This window comes from uncultured Adlercreutzia sp. (assembly GCA_910585575.1).
Taxonomy (GTDB): domain Bacteria; phylum Actinomycetota; class Coriobacteriia; order Coriobacteriales; family Eggerthellaceae; genus Adlercreutzia.
In genome coordinates, this window is the sequence record CAJUFS010000054.1 from 1 (window position 1) to 17,487 (window position 17,487).

At 64.7% G+C, this 17,487-nt stretch carries 13 protein-coding genes; 7 read left to right on the forward strand and 6 right to left on the reverse strand.

Annotation, left to right across the window (positions count from 1 at the left end; translation table 11 throughout):
* Positions 1-414: 414 nt before the first annotated feature.
* The gene (locus tag QZ307_RS07995; protein ID WP_295998344.1) at positions 415-1,887 is read right to left on the reverse strand and encodes a helix-turn-helix transcriptional regulator; all 1,473 of its coding nucleotides are present in this window, start codon (positions 1,885-1,887) and stop codon (positions 415-417) included.
* Between the two features lie 261 nt (positions 1,888-2,148).
* Here QZ307_RS07995 and QZ307_RS08000 point away from each other — a divergent pair, with 261 nt between their 5' ends.
* From QZ307_RS08000 to QZ307_RS08030, 7 genes are all read left to right on the forward strand, one after another.
* Complete coding sequence (locus QZ307_RS08000) at positions 2,149-2,961, forward strand: molecular chaperone (protein ID WP_295998347.1); 813 nt, start codon at positions 2,149-2,151, stop codon at positions 2,959-2,961.
* Positions 2,962-3,630 (forward strand): hypothetical protein, encoded by a 669-nt coding sequence (locus QZ307_RS08005; RefSeq protein ID WP_295998350.1) that lies wholly within the window; start codon positions 2,962-2,964, stop codon positions 3,628-3,630.
* Positions 3,631-3,666: 36 nt separating this feature from the next.
* Positions 3,667-6,546, forward strand: coding sequence for a molybdopterin-dependent oxidoreductase (locus QZ307_RS08010; RefSeq protein WP_295998352.1), 2,880 nt, complete (start codon positions 3,667-3,669; stop codon positions 6,544-6,546).
* A complete protein-coding gene (locus tag QZ307_RS08015) occupies positions 6,528-7,151 on the forward strand; it encodes a 4Fe-4S dicluster domain-containing protein (protein WP_295998354.1) in 624 nt (207 codons plus the stop codon). Before QZ307_RS08010 ends, QZ307_RS08015 begins: the two co-directional genes overlap by 19 nt.
* A gap of 3 nt (positions 7,152-7,154) precedes the next feature.
* Positions 7,155-7,958, forward strand: coding sequence for a DmsC/YnfH family molybdoenzyme membrane anchor subunit (locus QZ307_RS08020; protein WP_295998357.1), 804 nt, complete (start codon positions 7,155-7,157; stop codon positions 7,956-7,958).
* Positions 7,959-8,040: 82 nt separating this feature from the next.
* Positions 8,041-8,622, forward strand: a complete 582-nt coding sequence (locus QZ307_RS08025; protein WP_295998359.1) for a 4Fe-4S dicluster domain-containing protein — start codon at positions 8,041-8,043, stop codon at positions 8,620-8,622.
* Positions 8,619-9,638, forward strand: a complete 1,020-nt coding sequence (locus QZ307_RS08030; protein ID WP_295998362.1) for a 4Fe-4S binding protein — start codon at positions 8,619-8,621, stop codon at positions 9,636-9,638. Before QZ307_RS08025 ends, QZ307_RS08030 begins: the two co-directional genes overlap by 4 nt.
* Before the next feature lie 72 nt (positions 9,639-9,710).
* On the opposite strand, the gene tyrS is transcribed toward QZ307_RS08030, so the two are convergent.
* From tyrS to QZ307_RS08055, 5 genes are all read right to left on the reverse strand, one after another.
* Complete coding sequence (gene tyrS / locus QZ307_RS08035) at positions 9,711-10,922, reverse strand: tyrosine--tRNA ligase (protein WP_295998365.1); 1,212 nt, start codon at positions 10,920-10,922, stop codon at positions 9,711-9,713.
* 67 nt (positions 10,923-10,989) lie between these two features.
* Positions 10,990-13,578: a U32 family peptidase gene (locus QZ307_RS08040; protein ID WP_295998367.1), complete on the reverse strand. Its 2,589-nt coding sequence runs from the start codon at positions 13,576-13,578 to the stop codon at positions 10,990-10,992.
* Between the two features lie 100 nt (positions 13,579-13,678).
* Positions 13,679-14,206 (reverse strand): hypothetical protein, encoded by a 528-nt coding sequence (locus tag QZ307_RS08045; RefSeq protein WP_295998370.1) that lies wholly within the window; start codon positions 14,204-14,206, stop codon positions 13,679-13,681.
* Positions 14,207-14,356: 150 nt separating this feature from the next.
* Complete coding sequence (locus QZ307_RS08050; protein ID WP_295998373.1) at positions 14,357-16,633, reverse strand: transglycosylase domain-containing protein; 2,277 nt, start codon at positions 16,631-16,633, stop codon at positions 14,357-14,359.
* Positions 16,634-16,924: 291 nt separating this feature from the next.
* On the reverse strand, positions 16,925-17,487 hold a 563-nt coding region (locus tag QZ307_RS08055; protein ID WP_295998376.1), incomplete at its 5' end, for a fibronectin type III domain-containing protein.

A 17,487-nucleotide genomic window follows, 5' to 3' on the forward strand; every position in this document is an offset into this window, starting at 1 on the left:
TCGAATTCCATCCTCAGTATCCGGTTGTCAAGGTTCCGCGGGAGCCTTCCCGCCCACGCCGTCGCTTGCGGCGCGAGGAAGTACTTTACGCTAGTTCCGAAGGCTTGTCAACAACTTTTTTCAGAAACTTGAAAACTTTTTGTTGAGGCCTTGAGACCAAGGAAAGTTTCGCTCTCGGTATTCCTGGTGGCTTTCGCCGTTTGATCCAAGGTTTGAGTGCCGCGCCCTTCCGAAGCGCAAGAAGTTATATTAGTCATCCCCTAGGGCCAAGGCAAGAACTATTTTGCCCTTCACAAAATGACGACAACTGCTCATTCTGGGCAGAAAGAACATGCGGGAGAGCAGCTTCTTACTTTTATATATAGATAGTACGTCAACAAGTAACGAGGGGGCGATACCGGAGCCCTTCTTCCCCTAGGCGCGGGTGTGAGCCTCCACTTTGTCCATGATCTCCTTGCGCGAGGTGACTTCGAGCTTGGAATGGATATTGCGAATATGCGCGCGGGCCGTATGCACCGAGATAATAAGCTCGTCGGCAATCTGCTGGGCGGTGTAGCCCTTGGCCAACATGAGCAGCACTTCGGTCTCGCGTTTCGAGAGCGCGCCCTCCTGGGCCACCTGCCGGCACGCCTCGCGAAACACCTGGCGCTTCGCCTCCTCCTGGCGGTGCAGGGCGGCCTCTTGTCCCTCGTCGTCCTCTTCGACGGGCAAGAGCAAATCGCGCAGGCGGGACTCGGGGAATACGAACACCGTTACCACCAGCGAAGCCACGGCCAGCAGGCAGTTAAGCGTGTAGAACTGCATGGTGGTGGGCTGCAGCAGCGCCAGCACAAGGGCAGCAATGTTGCCCAGCGCAAGCCCGGCCGACAGCGAGGCTGTACAAAAGCAGAACACTTTGACGGAGTTGCCCTTCATCTGGAAAGCCAGATACGCCCCCATGGCCCATACGAACAGATCAAACGCGTAGCCGGCAAAATCGATGCCCACGGCGGCAACTACCGGCTGCTCCGACAGAAAGGGAATGGCCAGCTGCGGCAGAACGAACGCGATAGCCAGGGGGTAGAAAATGCGACCGAACGATGTGCTGGCGGGCATGCACAGGTTGATGCCAATGAAGGCGATCATCAGCACGATGAGGGCCAGCATGACGTAGCTCATGCAGAGCACCCAATCAGCCGCGGGCAGGGAGGCCAGCAAGTAACCCTTGGTCACCGCCTGGGAAAGAGAGTAGACGAAGATAGCGAGCAGCAGGCTGCTGAAGCGCTTCGGCAGCCGCGTGCGCGTTTCCATAACCGCCCGCTCGGACGGCAGGTCGATGCGCACTGCAAGGCACAGCGCCGACAGAGCCGGCAGCAGCACGAACAGGGTCGAGCCGATAAAGAACGAGTAGCCCTCCACGATAAAGTAGACGGCGATAGCGAACAGCGCGCACAGGCTAATGCTCTTAAAGGACTTGCGGGGCGACACGAGCCCCAGCACCGTGCCGCTGCGCACCAGCATGAACGAGGTGCCCGCGCCCGCCAGAACGCACCCGAGGGCGAAGAGGATCAGGTTGCCACGGTTGTCGCCGCCCTCGGCAATCATCAGCCCCGTGCCAACGCAGCCGAGCACCGCACCCACCAGCAGGAAGCGGCGAGACAAAACGAAATCGCCCCAGCGGGGCATCGCCGCGTTGATGGCCAGAAGCGTGCACACCGAGGCCAGCAGGTGCGCGGTAAAAAAGTACATGATGTAGCTGCCCGAATCCTCCAGCGTCAGCCAGATGGATCCGGAAAACGCCACCAGGTTCCATGCGAACCAGAAGGCGAAACCCAAGTAGGGCAAACCGGGCAGCTGCACGCTTGCCCGCTCGCACAGATCAGCCCAAAAGGCCCGAACTTCCGTCAACGCAGCTCCCCCTCACGCTTCTCCTCGTTCCCTTGATTATAGAGGGTAACGCGCCATTGGGCATTTCAAAGCCATCGAATTTACCTGGGGAAATAAAAAATAGCCACCTAATTGACTAGGGCGAATAGGCATCTTTTGACGATGCTTTTCACGAAATAGTCCTCCCTTGGCAATAGCTGCGCCCCGCTCCCCCGCCGTACCGTAGGGACATCCGAAAGAGCGGCCGTGCCAACGGCCACGATGCCGAAGAGGGGGAGGTCCATGGAGCCCATTACCACCGCCGATGCCGAGACGCTGGCGCAGGACTGCCGTCTGCGCGCCTGCTACTACCAGTTCCTCGCACGGCTGTTCTACGAAGAGCTGACCGACGAGCTCATCGACGAGTTCGTCGCCACGCAGCGCATTTTGCCGCTGGAGGACAACGCCGCTGAAGACGAGCGCGCCTTCGCCCAGGGGTCGAACCGCATGCTCAAGTACCTGCAGCGAAAGACGCCGGACACGCTGACCCAGACACGCTGCGACTTTGCCCACACGTTCTTAGGGGCCGGCTCGTTTACCAAGGTGCCCGTTTCCCCCTTTGAGAGCGTGTACGCCAATGACGGGCGCCTCATCATGCAGGGCGCGCGCGACACCGCCTGCGCCTTGTACGCCGCCGAGGGCCTTGAGGTGCAGGACGCGTACAACATGCCCGAGGATCACGTGAGCTTCGAGTTCCAGTACATGGCGCTGCTGCTGAACCGCCAGGCCGAGGCCCTGGAGGAAGTCGCCGCGTCTCACGGCGATAAGGCTGCCGACCGTGCCGCCGCCTACGAGCTGCGGGCGAAGAACTTCTTCGCCGACCATCTTGCCCCCTGGGTGCCGATGTTCTGCGAAGAGGCCACGGAACTTGTCAGCACGGCCTTTTACCGCGGACTGCTGCAAACCACTGCGGCCTGGATGGCGCTGGAGTGCACCGCCTACGGGCTGGACGGCGTCGCCGCCCAGCGGGAAGTGCGCGACCGCGCCCACGAGGCCCACGCTGCGGCCGAGGCCAACACCGCGCTGCTCCACGGCCCGCTGAAGGAGGTGGCCTAAATGTCCGAGACCGCTGCCATTCCCGGCGCTCCGTCCGAAGCGGCCATCGCCCCTGCTGCGGCTCCCACCGCCTCCGCGATCCAAGCCGCGCTTCTTCGCGAGCCGGCCAAGCGCGAGCTGTATCTGGCCGCCCTGACCTTTACGAGCAAGCAGCCCGAGCCCGCAGGGCGCTTCGCCATCGAAGAGGCCATCGATGCCCAGCCTCAGCGCTCGGCCTTCTTCCAGCCGGCCGGCGCCCTGGTAGATGCGCTCGTGTCTTTCGGCGCCCTTGACGAACAGCTGCCCGAGGCCGAATTCGACGAGGACACCGAAGAGACCTTCGTGGACATGGCCCGCGCCACCTACACGCTGACCGAAGCGGGGGCGGAGGCCCTGGAGGCCCTCTCCCCTGCCCTGCGCCTCGATGCCCTGCTGGAACGCGAGGCGGGGCGCAAAGAGGGCTTCTTGACCCTCATGGACTTCTGCGCCGGCAAAGCACGCACGCGCCGCGAGATCGATGAGCTGCTGAACGCCGCCTGCGCTGCCGAGAAGAACGAGCGCCACGTGGCCGGCATGGCGCTGTACCCCAGCTACTACGTCGACTGCCTGGAGAAAGCGGGCGCGTTGACGTGGCAAAACGGTTGGACGACAACGGAGGAGGCCCGTGCCTACCTCGCTGTCTTTCAATAGAGAACCAACGGAGAAGAGAGAACAAAGGAGGAGAACATGGATCAGGCAGTAATGTCTCGCCGCGGCTTTACGAAGCTGGCCGCGCTGACCGGCGCCGGTGCCGCCCTGGGCGCCACGCTGGGCAGCGGCAACCTGGTGCAGACCGCTGAAGCCAAAACATCCACCGAGGGCACCGTCAAGGTGAAAACCCTCTGCCGCGCCTGCGTAGCCCGCTGCGCCGTCATCGCCACCGTGGAAAACGGGCGCGTCGTGAAGCTGGAAGGCAACACCGAGGACGGCACCACCCATGGCGGCCTGTGCGCCAAGGGCCTGGCCGGCATTCAGGCGCTATACAACCCCAACCGCAACAAGTACCCCATGCGTCGCGTGGGCGAGCGCGGCGGCAACCAGTGGGAGCGCATTAGCTGGGAAGAGGCCATCGACGAGATTGCCACGAAGCTGTGGGAGGCCAAGCAGCAGTACGGCCCCGAGTCCATCTTCATGTCCACGGGCGGCGGCGGCAACCCGCAGTTCTGGTCGGTGAACCGCTTCGCGGCCGCCATCCAGTCGCCCAACACCTTCGAGCCGGGCTGCGCGCAGTGCTATCTGCCCCGCATGGTGTCCTACAAGCTGATGTACGGCGGCGACTTCATGACGGGCAACTGCTCGATGGCCGACTCGAACTGCTTCGAGATGTACAACCCCGACGTGAATATCGACGCCGTGGTGGTATGGGCTGCCCAGCCCGCCGCCGACACCCCTCCGGGCGGTGGCCGTGTCATGGCCGATCGTCGCGCCGCCGGCTGCAAGACCGTGGTTGTCGACCCCCGCTTCACCGTGGATGCCGCCCGCGCCGACGTGTGGCTGCCCATTCGCTCGGGCACCGACGTGGCCATGGAGCTGTGCTGGGTGAAGTACATGATCGAGAAAGAGGGCTACAACAAGGACTTCTGCCTGAAGTGGACGAACCTGCCCTATCTGGTAGACCCGGACACCGGCATCCCCGTGCGCGCCGTGGACCTGGGCCTCGTAAGCGAAGAGGACAACGAAGCCCAGATTCAGGCCACGGCCGCCGATACGCTGACGGGCCACACCACCGCAGCCAACAACGATAACCCGGCCCTCGGCTACTTCGGCATCCCCTACTTCGTCATCTGGGACAAGAAGACCAATGGTCCCGTGGCCGTGCCCTTCCCCAAGAGCGAGGAAGAGCTCAACGACTTCTTCGACAACCAGGTGGAGGCCGAGCTGTTCAACGACGCCGGCTACACCATCAAGGGCAAAAGCGGCTACAAGACCGCTTTCCAGCTGACCAAAGAGCGCGCCGACGAGTGGACCTACGAGAAGACCGCTGAGATTACCTGGTGCGACGCAGCCGACATCGAGGCGGCCATCGATATCTTCTGCGAGGCGGAAACCGCCGGCATCATCGGCGGCGTGGCCACCGACCAGAACCCGCAGTCGGGCCAGACCTCGGCCGGCTACGCCCTGCTCTCGCTGCTGAACGGCGACGTGGAGAAGCCCGGCGCCCTTTTGCAGCGCTTCCCGAAGCCGAACATGGCCGACGAGTTGGGCGGCATGTACGGCCTGGTGAGCGCCGAAATGGAATCGAAGCGCCTGGGCTACAGCGAGCACCGCGGCATCGGCCAGTGGGCCATGTCGGTCATCCCCTACGTCTTCGACGCCATCGAGACGGGCAAGCCCTACAAGCCCCGCATTTGGCTGGAGCGATCGGGCAACAAGCTGCAGAACCTGGCCGAGACCGAGCGCTGCTACGAGGCCATGAAGGAGCTGGATCTCATCGTGCATATGTACATGTACCCCACCTCCTTCACCATCGAGGGCGCCGACTACGTGCTGCCCATCATCGAGTGGCTCGAGTCCAACCAGCCTATCCAGATTCTGAACAAGGTGTTCGCCCGCCAGGAATGCACGCACCTGTTCGAAGGCCGCAACGAGGCCATGATCTGGTCGGATCTGGCGAAGCGCATGATGGAGCTGGGTGACGAGGACTGCCGCGAGGCCATCTACGATACTAAGGGCATGGTGGCCGCAGCCGGCGGCATCCCGATGCCCCTGACCGACGAGGATGAGCGCAACGCCCACGTGGCCGGCTTGGATATGACCTGGGACGAGTTCTGCGAGGCCGCGCCTTTCGAGTTCACCAGCTGGGAAGACTGGCACACCTACTATTACTACCTGCAGCAAGATGCCTGCGGCTATCTGACCGGCTTCGGCACTGCTTCAGGCAAGTGCGAGCCGTACTCGGAGGGCTACATCACCCTGGGCCTTTCCGCGTCGCCTTGGGCTATGCACCCCGAGGTGTTCGTCGACAACCCCGTCGAGAACCCCAACGCCGCCAACAGCCTGGTGAAGTACGGCTACGACCCGCTGCCCTACTACGAGGAGCCCGAGGAGTCGCCGCTCACGGACACCGAGTATCCCCTGGTCATGTCAAACGGACGCCTGCCCATGTACCACCACGGCACCCTGCGCAACGTCCCCTATCTGCGCGAGATCTATCCCGTGCCCGAGGTGTGGGTGTACCCCGACGACGCCGCGAAGTACGGCGTGGAAGACGGCCAGTGGGCCTGGATCCGCTCGCGCCGCGGCGAGATTCGCGGCAAGGTGCGCGTGACCAAGGGCGTGCGCCCCGGCGAGGTGTACATGGAGCGCTTCTGGCTGCCCGAGTTCCTCGACCAAGAGGGCAAGCGCGACCAGTCCTGGCGCGCCGTGACGGTGAACCGCCTGTCCAACAGCCACGGCCGCCTGTCCGACGTGAACGGCACCTACACCCTGCGTTCCTACCAGGTTTCCATCGCGCCGGCCGACGGCGCTCCCGAGGGCATTTGGATGGAGCCCGAGGACTTCAAGCCCTGGATGCCCGAATACAGCGATCCCACGGAGGTGATTCAGACATGCGTAACGCTCTCGTAGTCGATCTCGATCGATGCTCCGGCTGCTTCAGCTGCGAGGTGGCCTGCAAAATGGAGAACGGCATTGCCCTGGGCTCCTATTACAACAAGGTGCTTACCGTCGGACCTTTCGGCGAGTTCCCCAAGCTCTCCCAGTACTTCCTTCCCGTCGCCTGCCAGCAGTGCGAGGACGCGCCCTGCGTGAGCGTCTGCCCCACCGGCGCCTCCTATCGCGACCCCGACACCAATATCGTCTTGGTGGACAAGTCGAAGTGCATTGGCTGCAAGTACTGCATGATGGCGTGCCCCTACGGCGTACGCTCGTGGAACGGCGAGGAGAAGTGCGTCGAGAAGTGCACCCTGTGCGGCCATTTGACGGCCAACGGCGACCTGCCCGCCTGCGTGCACAACTGCCCTGGCGGCGCCCGCTTCTACGGCGATTTGGACGATCCCTCGTCCGACGCCTCCCAGGCGGTTGCCGCTGCCGACCCGGCGGCCGTGCACCGTTTGACCGACGTGGGCAACGCGCCGGCTACCTGTTACATCCTGTCGGATCACTATGCCGAGTGGCAGGAGTCTTCCACCCTGCAGGGCAGTGGCCGCTATCTGCAGAAGGAGGGCGAGTAATCCATGGAAACCCAATGGTCCCTGGTTTTGTTCACCGTGCTCACCGGCGCCGCCGGCTGGACACTTGGCTGCGTGGCCGTCGATGAGTTCATTCGCAAGACCAAAAACGACACGAACTTCGTGGCCGCCATCGTGGCAATTGTCATGGCGGCTCTGGGCGGCATCGCCTCGGTGACGCACCTGTCGCACCCCGAGAACATGCTGGCCGCCCTGAACCATCCCACCAGCGGCATCTTCACCGAGGCGCTGCTGGTAGGCCTGACGGCCCTGTTCGCCCTGGTGTACCTGGTGGTGCTGAAGCGCGGCGCGGGCGATGCGGCCCGCAAGATCTTCGCCGTGCTAGCTGCCCTGTTCGGCATCGTGCTGGCCTTCGCCGCCGGCGCCTCGTACATGATGTCGGCCCAGCTGATGTGGAACACGCCGCTGCTGCCCCTGGCCTATGGCGGCACGGCCATGCCCCTGGGCGTTGCCGTCTACCTGATCATCGCCCAGGCCCGTGGCGAGCAGGAGCTGAAGACCTTCCGCTTGCTGCTGGTTGTTGGTGGCGCCGTGGCGGCCATCACCGGTCTGTTCTACGGCATGGCCACTGGCGCGGCCGCTCACGAGCCGCTGCTGCTGTGGGGGTTGGTGGTGATCATCGGCGGTGTGGCGCCGGCCCTGTGTGGCTGGTTCGCCAGCAAGCAGCCGGCCAGCGCCCTGGTGCTGTACGTGGTGGCCACCGTGGCCGCCTTCATCGGATGCGCCGCCCTGCGCTGCGTGATGTGGGCCACCTCTACCGTGGTGAACAACTTCTTCGGCATGCTGTAGCCCTCTATTTCGGCCGCCGTCATCCCCTCCTGACGGCGGCCTTTCTATCTAACGAGAACGCGAAGGAAGACGAGGTAACGCGATGGAACGACGAGATTTCTGCCTGGGCGCCATCGCCGCCGTGGGGCTCGTGGCCGTCGGCGGCACGGCCCGTGCCACGGCTGCCGAAGCCCCTTTGCTGCGACCGCCGGGAGGCTTCGACGAGGAAACTCTGGTGGGCAGCTGCGTGCGCTGCGACCGCTGTCGAAGCGTCTGCCCCCGTCACTGCATCGCCCTGGGCACGCTGGAGGACGGCTGGCTCAACACGGAAACCCCGATCCTCGACTTCAGCCGCGGCTACTGCGATTTTTGCGCCGATGACCCCGCCGGCCCCCGGTGCATTCGCGTATGCCCCACAGGCGCCCTGCGCGGCGGCGTGCCCGGCGCGGCCGTCCTCGGCTGCGCCGTTGTGGACGAAAGCCTGTGCGTCAATTGCTACAAGTGCGTTCCCGCCTGCGAGTACGAGGCATTGAGCTGGGACGAAGCCGCTCAGCTGCCCGTGGTGGACACCCAAGCCTGCAACGGCTGCGGTGCCTGCGAGTACGTATGTCCCTCGGCCAGCTTCGGCTACTACGACGGCTCCACCCGCCGCGCTATCGCCGTCGAGAGAGGAGGCGCGCAATGACCCGTCAGCGCTGGCGCACGCTCTGCGTCCTTCTCGTAGTGATCGCCCTGCCCGTAGCGGGACTGCTCTTCCCCCTCGGCACGGGCACTCTTTCCGCCCTCGGCATCGACTCCGTTGCGGCCCTCTGCCCCGTAGGCGCCCTTGAGGCCATGCTCGGGGCGAAATCAGTTGTGCTCCACGGGATCGTCTGCCTGGGCGTAACCGTGCTTCTCGTGATAGCCCTGGGCAAAGTGCTATGCGCCTGGGCCTGTCCTGTCCCCTGGCTTCAGAAGTTCTTCCGCGGCAAGAAGGACGCTGGAGCCGCGCGCGCCCACGATGAGCAGGGTGCACGCGAAGGGCACGGTGCGAGCGGAACGCTGCCTGCGAAGGGCATCGCGGCGGTCGCAGGCCCTGGGCAGGCGTGCGCCGGCGGCTGCCAGAGCTGCGGCGCCCACCGGGGAAGCTCCCGGGCCGACGCGTCCGCGCCCCTGCCCTCTGCCGGGGGCAAGCGAGACGGGCTTCAGATCGACGGGCGCCACGTGGTGCTGGCCGGCGCTTTGGGCTCGAGCGCGCTCTTCGGCTTCCCCGTCTTCTGCCTTGTGTGCCCCATCGGACTCACCTTCGCCACGCTCATTGGGCTGTGGCAGCTGTTCTCGCTGAACGAGACCAGCTGGGGGCTCGTGCTCTTCCCCCTCATTCTTCTTCTCGAAGTGACCGTGTTGCGGAAATGGTGCACGAAGATCTGTCCTGTCAGCGCGCTGCTCTCGCTCGTCGCCTCGGCCAATCGCCTTTTCCGCCCCTCGGTGGCAAAAGAGGCATGCCTGCGCGAGCGGGGCATCGACTGCACGGTATGCGTTGACGTTTGCCCCGAGCAGGTGGATCCTCACAGCTCGCTCATTCCCGAGTGCTCGAAATGCGGGCAGTGCGCCGACGCCTGCCCCGCCCACGCCATTTCGTTTCCCGTTTGGCGTCCGCGAGGCTCATCGACGACCGAGCCAATAGGTGACGATCTTTGGGACGAGCCAGTGCGGGACTAGCGCACCACGAAAAACGGCCGCGGCGTGAATGCCGCGGCCGTTACTTTTTTTGCCTGGCGCTAAAGCCGGCGCCTACACCAGCTTGACGAACTTGCGCTTGCCCACCTGGATGACCGCGCCCTCCAGCAGCGACGGCTCAACGTTGTAGGCCTTGGGGGCCAGGGCCTCGCCGTTCACCTTCACACCGCCGCCATCGATAAGGCGACGGGCCTCGCCCACGCTGGGAGCCAGGCCGGCCAGGTTGATGAGCTTCGCCACATAGACCAGACCCTCGTCGTTGGGCGTGAGATCGGCAGCGAACTCGGGGATGTCGTCGGGAATGGCGTGGGCCTTGAACACCAAGTCGAAGGCCTCTTCGGCCGCCTGGGCCGCCTCGGCGCCATGGTAGGCCGCCACGATATTGCGGGCCAGGGCGCGCTTCACCTTGTTGGGATGCAACTCGTCGGCGGCAAGGCCGGCCTCGATCTTGTCGATCTCGTCCACGCTTTCCGTGGAAGCCAGGCGGTAGTACTTCACCATGAGCTCGTCGGGGATGGACATGACCTTGCCGAACATGTCGGCGGGCTCGTCGGTCAGTCCGATGTAGTTGCCGTAGCTCTTCGACATCTTCTTCACGCCGTCAGTACCCTCGAGCAGGGGCAACGTCAGGCACACCTGGGGCTCCATGCCCATCTTCTCCATAAGCTCGCGGCCGGCCAGCAGGTTGAACAGCTGGTCGGTGCCGCCCAGCTCGACGTCGGCCTTGATGACCACCGAGTCGTAGGCCTGCATGACCGGGTAGAGGAACTCGTGCAGGCTGATGGACTGGCCCGAGGTGTAGCGGTTGTGGAAGTCGTCGCGCTCCAAGATGCGGGCCACGGTGAAGTTGGCCAGCAGTTTCAGCAGGCTTTCCATGTTCAGATCGAGAATCCACTCGGAGTTGTAGCGCAGCACCGTCTTCTCGGGATCGAGGATCTTGAAGGCCTGGTCCACGTAGGTTTGGGCATTCTCCTGGATTTGCTCGCGGGAGAGCTGCGGGCGCGTGGAGTTGCGGCCGGACGGGTCGCCGATAAGGGCCGTGCCGTCGCCGATAATGAGGGTGACCTGGTGGCCCAAGTCCTGGAACTGGCGCAGCTTGCGCAGGGGCACGGCATGGCCAATGTGGATATCAGGGGCCGTGGGATCCACACCGAGCTTGATGTTCAGGGGCACGCCGCGCTTCAGCTTCTCCAGAAGGGCCGCCTCGGGAACGATTTGGGCCGTGCCCGACTTAATGATGTGCAGTTGTTCTTCCGGTGAAAGCATAGGTGCGCTCGTTTCTGTACTCGATGGTTCAAACGTGGGAAATTCTAGCATACCGCCCGAAGGCCGCTTAGCTGACACCCCGGTAGAGGTGGCCGGAGGTGGTGTTGGGCATTTTCGCAATGGCATTGCCGTCATTTTGGGCCACATGCAGGGCGCGAATGGCGCGGCCCACCGCATGGGCCGTCTCCTCGGCGTTCATGAGGGTGGCGTCCACCATAAAGGCCGAGATGCCAGCGGCCATGAGATCGGGCATGGCCGGGGCCACGTCCAATTCCACGGAGTTGTAGAGGTGACTGCGCCCGAGGGCGTCGGTGATGACAGGAAACTCGAAGCCCTTGCGATCCTTCAGGTAATGGGGGCTCTTGCGGCGCGGACACACGGAGCAATCCTCGTTGCAGGGGCCCTGGCTCATGAGCATGCAGTGCTCGGTGACCATGAGTTCCTGGGCGCCGATAAGCAGCACGCCCAGTTCGACCGGGGCGTCTTTGGCCACGTCCTGGATTTGGCGCAGGGTAAGCTCGGGCGAGAGCCACACGCGCTGGGCGCCGAAGCCGTGGACACAGGCCAGCGACAGCGCGTTGGTGACGGGCAGGTGCGGCCCCACGTCGGGAAGCGCCCCCAGCTCGTCGGCGCGCTGCAGGGCAGCCAGACTCTCGGCCATAAGGGGCTTGCCCGGCGCGGCGTACTTCCACACCTCGGCATCGATTGCCGCCTCGCGGGCAGCGCCCACGGCATCGTGGTCGACGGCGGGCATGAGGGGAATGCAGCCCTTGGGATAGCCCGCCTGCTCGGCGCCGCTGTTCAGCTGGCCGGCGATGACGGCCTCGCCGCGGCGGTAGTTGAGGGCGGGCACATAGATAAGGTGGGCGCCGGCGCGCTTGGCAGCCCGGGCGCAGGCGGGGTTGGTGACGATAACGGCGATGCGGCAGCCCGCCGGATGGGCTGCGGGCAGCGGCTCGCGCTCCTTCACGCGGGGCAGACGGCGGTCCGGCGTGGGTGCCTGCAGCTGGGCGACCAGCGCTTCCAGGGCCTCGGCGCGCACCCCGTGCAGGCGCGAGAAGCCGATGCCCACGCCCTCGTCGAGCGTAATGTCGAGGCTGACCAGGCGGAAAGCCGTATTGCCCAGGCGGTCGATATGAGCGCGCACATCCTCGGCCGACACCGCCTTGGTGCGGGCAGCCTCGACCAGATCGCCCTCGGCCGCGCCCTGGGGCGCCGCCTGGGGGAAACGCGCGGCCAGGCGCCGGGCGATGGCCTGGGCGCAGGCGGCCTCATCGGCCGTGAACGAGCCGGGGTTTTCCTCAAGCCATGCGGCCACTTGGGCCGGTGTAGCCGGCGCGAACGCCACGCGCAGCGGCTCGCCCAGGCGCAGCTCGGCGGTGCCCACCACGGGAATGCGGGGATCGAGGGCGTTATCTTCGAAGGCGGCCTCGGCGCTGCGCACGCGGAACACGCGGTCGCCCGGGCGCACCGTGCGCGTCTTGCCGTCCAACGGCACCGCCACGCGGCCCTTCTTGTCCACCGCAACCGCGCCCAGCGTCACGCAGCCGTTCCCCTTGCGCGTCCAGAATTCCAGCACATCACCCTCGGCCAAGGGCTGGGAAGAGCGCAGCAGCGCCTTCCCGTTCTTCACCTCATCGACGCGCCCCAGAAACAGGCCGCGGTTGTTGGGGCGCTGATAACTCATGATATCGTTGCCGCGCTGGCCCTCGAGATAGGCGGTAGTGAAGCCGCGGGAGAACGCCTCGGTCAGACGGGCGTGAGGATCGCGATCGGGCGCCGCGGACACCACGGGCGCAAGAGCGGCCTCTTCGGACGGCGTCGGGACACGGGCGGCCAAAGCCTCGTCCAGCGCTTGGCGGTACACCGCCGTGACAGCCGCCACGTACTCGGGCGACTTCATGCGGCCCTCGATTTTCAGCGAGGACACCCCGGCATCCACCAGCTGGTCGATGATATCGACGGTGCACAGATCCTGGGGCGACAGCAGGTGATCGCCCGGCGACGGCAAGTCCTTCTGCACCGCTGCGTTGCGCAGCTGGTAGGGCAGCCGGCACGCCTGGGCGCACATGCCGCGGTTAGCAGAACGGCCGCCAATGAGGGAGGACATGAAGCACTGGCCCGAGTAGCACACGCACAGCGCGCCGTGGGCGAACACCTCTACCTGGATGCCCTCCTCGGCCGCGGCCGTGGCCAGCAGCTCCACCTCGGGCAGCGACAGCTCGCGCGCCAAGGTGATGCGCTTGGCGCCCAAGCGGGCCGCAGCGCGCACACCGGCCAGGTTATGGGTGTTCATCTGGGTGGACAGATGCAACGGCGCTTCGGGCAGCGTGCGCGACAGCTCGCTGGCCAGGCCGATGTCCTGCACGATGAAACCGTCGGCGCCGGCGCGCCACGCTTGACGCACGCACTCCAGGGCCTCCTCCACCTCACCGGGCAAAATGACCGTGTTCATGGTGACGTAGACCGACACGCCGCGCTGGTGAGCATAGCGGCAGGCCTCACCCAGGGTTTCGATGGTGAAGTTGTCGGCGCTGCGCCGGGCGTTGAACGATTCCAGTCCCAGATAGACGGCATCGGCGCCCGCCTGGACGGCGGCGTGGAGGGCCGCCTCGTTGCCCGCGGGGGCCAAAAGCTCGACGGGGTGATTCGACATGACTACTCCTTCTTCCGCGGCTTTCTGAGCCGCCTTTATAAAACAGGGCCCGAACCTTGACGGCTCGGACCCTGAACGTGCTGTCGGGCAGATCAGCGCGCTACTTCTGGTCGCTGCTCTGGGCCTCGCTGCCATCGCCGTCGTTCAGCTTTACCGCTTCGGCGTCGGCGTCCTTCAGCTTCTGGATGCCCTCGTTGTACTTGTCCTGGATGGCCTTGATGCGCTCATCGTAGGTGCCGTAGTCAAAGGGGTGCTCCTCGGTGGCGCTCTCTACTTCGGTATACAGATCGACGTAGGCGCTGAGGGCTTCCTTCAGGGCGGTGCAGCCGTCGACGTAGTTTTGCTGCAGCCCCTTCATGGCCTCGGGCGTGTCGATGGCGCTGAGGGCGTCGATGGCCTCGTAGGCGTTATCGGCCTGGGTGCGCATGGTGACCGCGTCGCCGCGCGACACCGCGTCGTCGAAGCTTTGCAGGCGGCTGTTCAAGTCCTCCATGGCCTGGTTCACCTGGGTCATGTAGGTGCGGTTGGCCTTTTGGCTGTCCGACACGCCGGCATTCTGCTGCAAGCACCCCGTCAGGGCGCCCGCCAGCAAAGCCGCTCCGCATGCCAGAGCGATAAGTCGAACCAATAGTTTGCGATTCACGGATATTCTCCCGTCCTGGCGCGCTGCGCCCTGTTGCTTCCGGGCCAGCGCCCGGTTTGTTCCTATGCTCATGCCCATGATAGCAGCCCCGACCGAAAACCGAGGCCCACTGTCACAGGATCGCTATCTAGGGTCTTACCCCTCGGCGCCGGCATCCCCGCCAGCATCTCCGCCAGCGTCGCCTGCGCCGGCGTCTCCGCCGCCGGTATCTCCGCCGCCAGCGTCGCCTGCGCCGGCATCACCACCGCCGGTGTCGCCGCCTTCGTTGCCACCGCCGGCGTTCCCGCCGCCGTCGCCCCCGGCCCCGGCGTCACCTTCGTCGCCGTCGCCGGCATCGCCCTCGTCACCACCGCCGGTATTGCCGTGGTTGCCGCCTGCGCCCTCGTCGTCATCGTCGCCTTCGTCGTCATCGTCGGTTTGGGTGCGCGACGGCGTGACAGTGGTCGGCGCCGAGGGCTTTGTGGAATAGTAGCCGCCGATATGGTTGTCCTCGTCGCGGTAGTTCAGCTGGTACTCAGGCTTTTCCGCCTCGAAGAACTTCTCGGTTTCGTCCGAGGGCACAACCTTGTCGATAAAGTCGCTGAACACACTGGCCGCGGTGGTCCAAGGAGCCTGGGCCTTCGAGTAGTCGCTGCGGTCGCCCAGCCAAATGGCCACCGAGTACTGGGGCGTAATGCCGCAGAACCAGCTGTCCTTCTTGTCGTCGGTGGTGCCGGTCTTGCCACCGGCCTCCTGGCCGTTGCTGGGACGGGCCGCCTGGCCGGTGCCGTTGTCGATGACCACTTCCAAACAGTCGATGGCCGCACGGGCCACTTCCTTCGAGAACACGCGCGTGCCCTGGGGGTTCTCGTTGTCGACGATGACCTTGCCCGAACGATCCTCAATGCGCTTGATGCACTCGGGCTCGTAATGGGTGCCCCCGTTGGCGATGGTGGCGTAGGCGTCGGCCATTTCCAAGGGGGTGACCGAGGCGATGCCCAGCGTCAAGCCGGCCACCGACGGCAGGTCGGACGTGATGCCCATGGCGCGGGCCATCTCGATGACCTTGTCCACACCCACCGACAGCAGCAGGCGAATGAACGCGGTGTTGGAAGACACGCCGAAGGCGCTCTTGATGGTGCGCGTGCCGTAATCGGACTTGTTGTTGTTGTACACCGGCTCGCCGCCCTCGAGGTCGACCTTGTAGCCGGCGTCGATGAGCGTTTCGGGGTCGATGCCCTCGTTCAGCGCCGCGAGCAGCGTGAACACCTTGAACGCCGAACCGGCCTGGCGGCCCGTGCCGCCCTCGCCCGTGGCCATGTTCACCTGGGTCTCGTCATAGTCGTCGCCGCCCACCATGGCGTCGATGTAGCCGTTCTGCGGGTTGATAACCGCCATGGCCACCTCGAAGGGAGCGCCGGCCTCTTCCTCTTTCTTCTCCGCCGCTTCCTCAGCCGCCTGCTGCACTTCCACATCGAGGGTGGTGTAGATGGTCAGGCCGCCCTTGAACAGCTCGGAGGTGGAGTAGGCGTACTTGCCGTTGGGGTTGGTAAGCTGGTTGCGCACATAGCTGGTGAAGTAGGGGTAGGCCAAAATGCCCGTTTGGGACGGCTTCGACGGATCGAGCTCGATGGGCTCGGCCTTCACCTCGTCGGCCTGCTCCTGGGTGATGACGCCGTTGGACACCATACGGTCGAGCACGGTGTTGCGGCGCTTCTCGCAGTTCTCGGGGTAATCGATGGGGTTGTTATACGTGGGCGACTGGGGAATGCCCACCAGCGTGGCGGCCTCGTTGAGGGTGAGGTCCTTCGCCGACTTCGAGAAGTAGCGCTTGGAGGCGGCCTCGATGCCGTAGGCGCCCGAACCATAATTGATGGTGTTGAGGTACATAAGAAGGATCTCGTCCTTCTGGTACTGCTCTTCCAGTTTGAGCGAGATGTACATCTCGCGAATCTTGCGCTTGAAGGAGATGTCGCGCATCTCGTCGGACAGGATGGTGTTGCGCACGAACTGCTGGGTGATGGTGGAAGCGCCCTCCAGCTCGCCGCCCATGAGGTTGTTCACCAGAGCGCGGCCCACGCCGATGTAGTCGACGCCCGAATGGGTGTAGAAGCGCTCGTCCTCGGTGGCCACGGTGCCCTTGATGACGTACTCACTAATTTGGTCGAAGGCCACCGGCTCGCGGTTCTCCAGCTGGAACTCGGCCAGCTTCGTGACGCCATCGGCCGCGTAGACCTCGGTGGGCTGCGCCGTGTTGTAGGCATCGGCGTTCTGATAGTCGGGCAGATCGTCCAGCCATGAGTTGCACAAGCTGTACACACCGAAGACGCCCGCTGCGATAAACGCGAAGCACACCGCGATGATCGAGAGGACAATTACCTTCTTGTTCTTCTTTTTCGTGCCCTGACGGCCCTTCATAGCCCGTGAACCCACGTAGCACCTCCATCGTCATAGATGCTCGACATTTTATCATCGCTGACGAGGGGTCACGCTCTCAGCACATCCTCTGGCTAAAAAGCACAGAGAACCCGACGCTCCTTCCCAGCGCCGGGTTCTCGTTGTCGGGTTCGGTCACCCCGCCAAAGGGGGCGCCGCTCTGGACCGCCCCGCTTTGGAGGGGCCCACTCTGCCATTGCGGCCAGGGCGTCCCTTCGGGGCGCCCCGCGCCCCCGCCGCTGCCAGCCTGAAGCGGCGGGGGCTTCTCGCAGCCTGCCGGCGGGCGCGCTACTTCACGCGCACGGCCTTGGCGGCGGACCAGGCCGAGTAGTACTTCACCGTCTTGCCGCCCACCTTCACGCTCTTGTAGGTGCGCATCTGGACGTAGTACTTCTTCCCGCTCTTGAGCTTCGTCAGCTTCGCGGAGGCCTTGCTCGCGCCCTTGACGGTCTTCACCTTGGCCGACTTCATCGACTTCTTGGCGGAGTACTTAATCTGGTAGCCGCTGGCCTGGGCCGAGGACTTCTTCTTCCACTTCACCGTGGCGGCCTTCTTGGCGCCCTTGACGCTGGACACGCCGGTCTTCTTCGGGACGATCTTGAAGGACTTGGCGACGGTGCCCTTGTAGGCGCCCTTGCCGGTCACGGTGACGGTCGCCTTGCCGATCTTCTTGTTGGCCTTGTAGGCCACCGTGTAGTCGGTGCCGGCCTTCAGCGTCTTGGTGCCGAGCTTCACCGTCACCTTGGGCTTGATGGCCTTGCCGGTGTAGGTGTACTTGGCCTTGGCCGTGGACACCTTCGCCTTGGCGATGGAGGCCGCGGTCACGGCCGGGGTGGCCGGCTTCGCGGGCT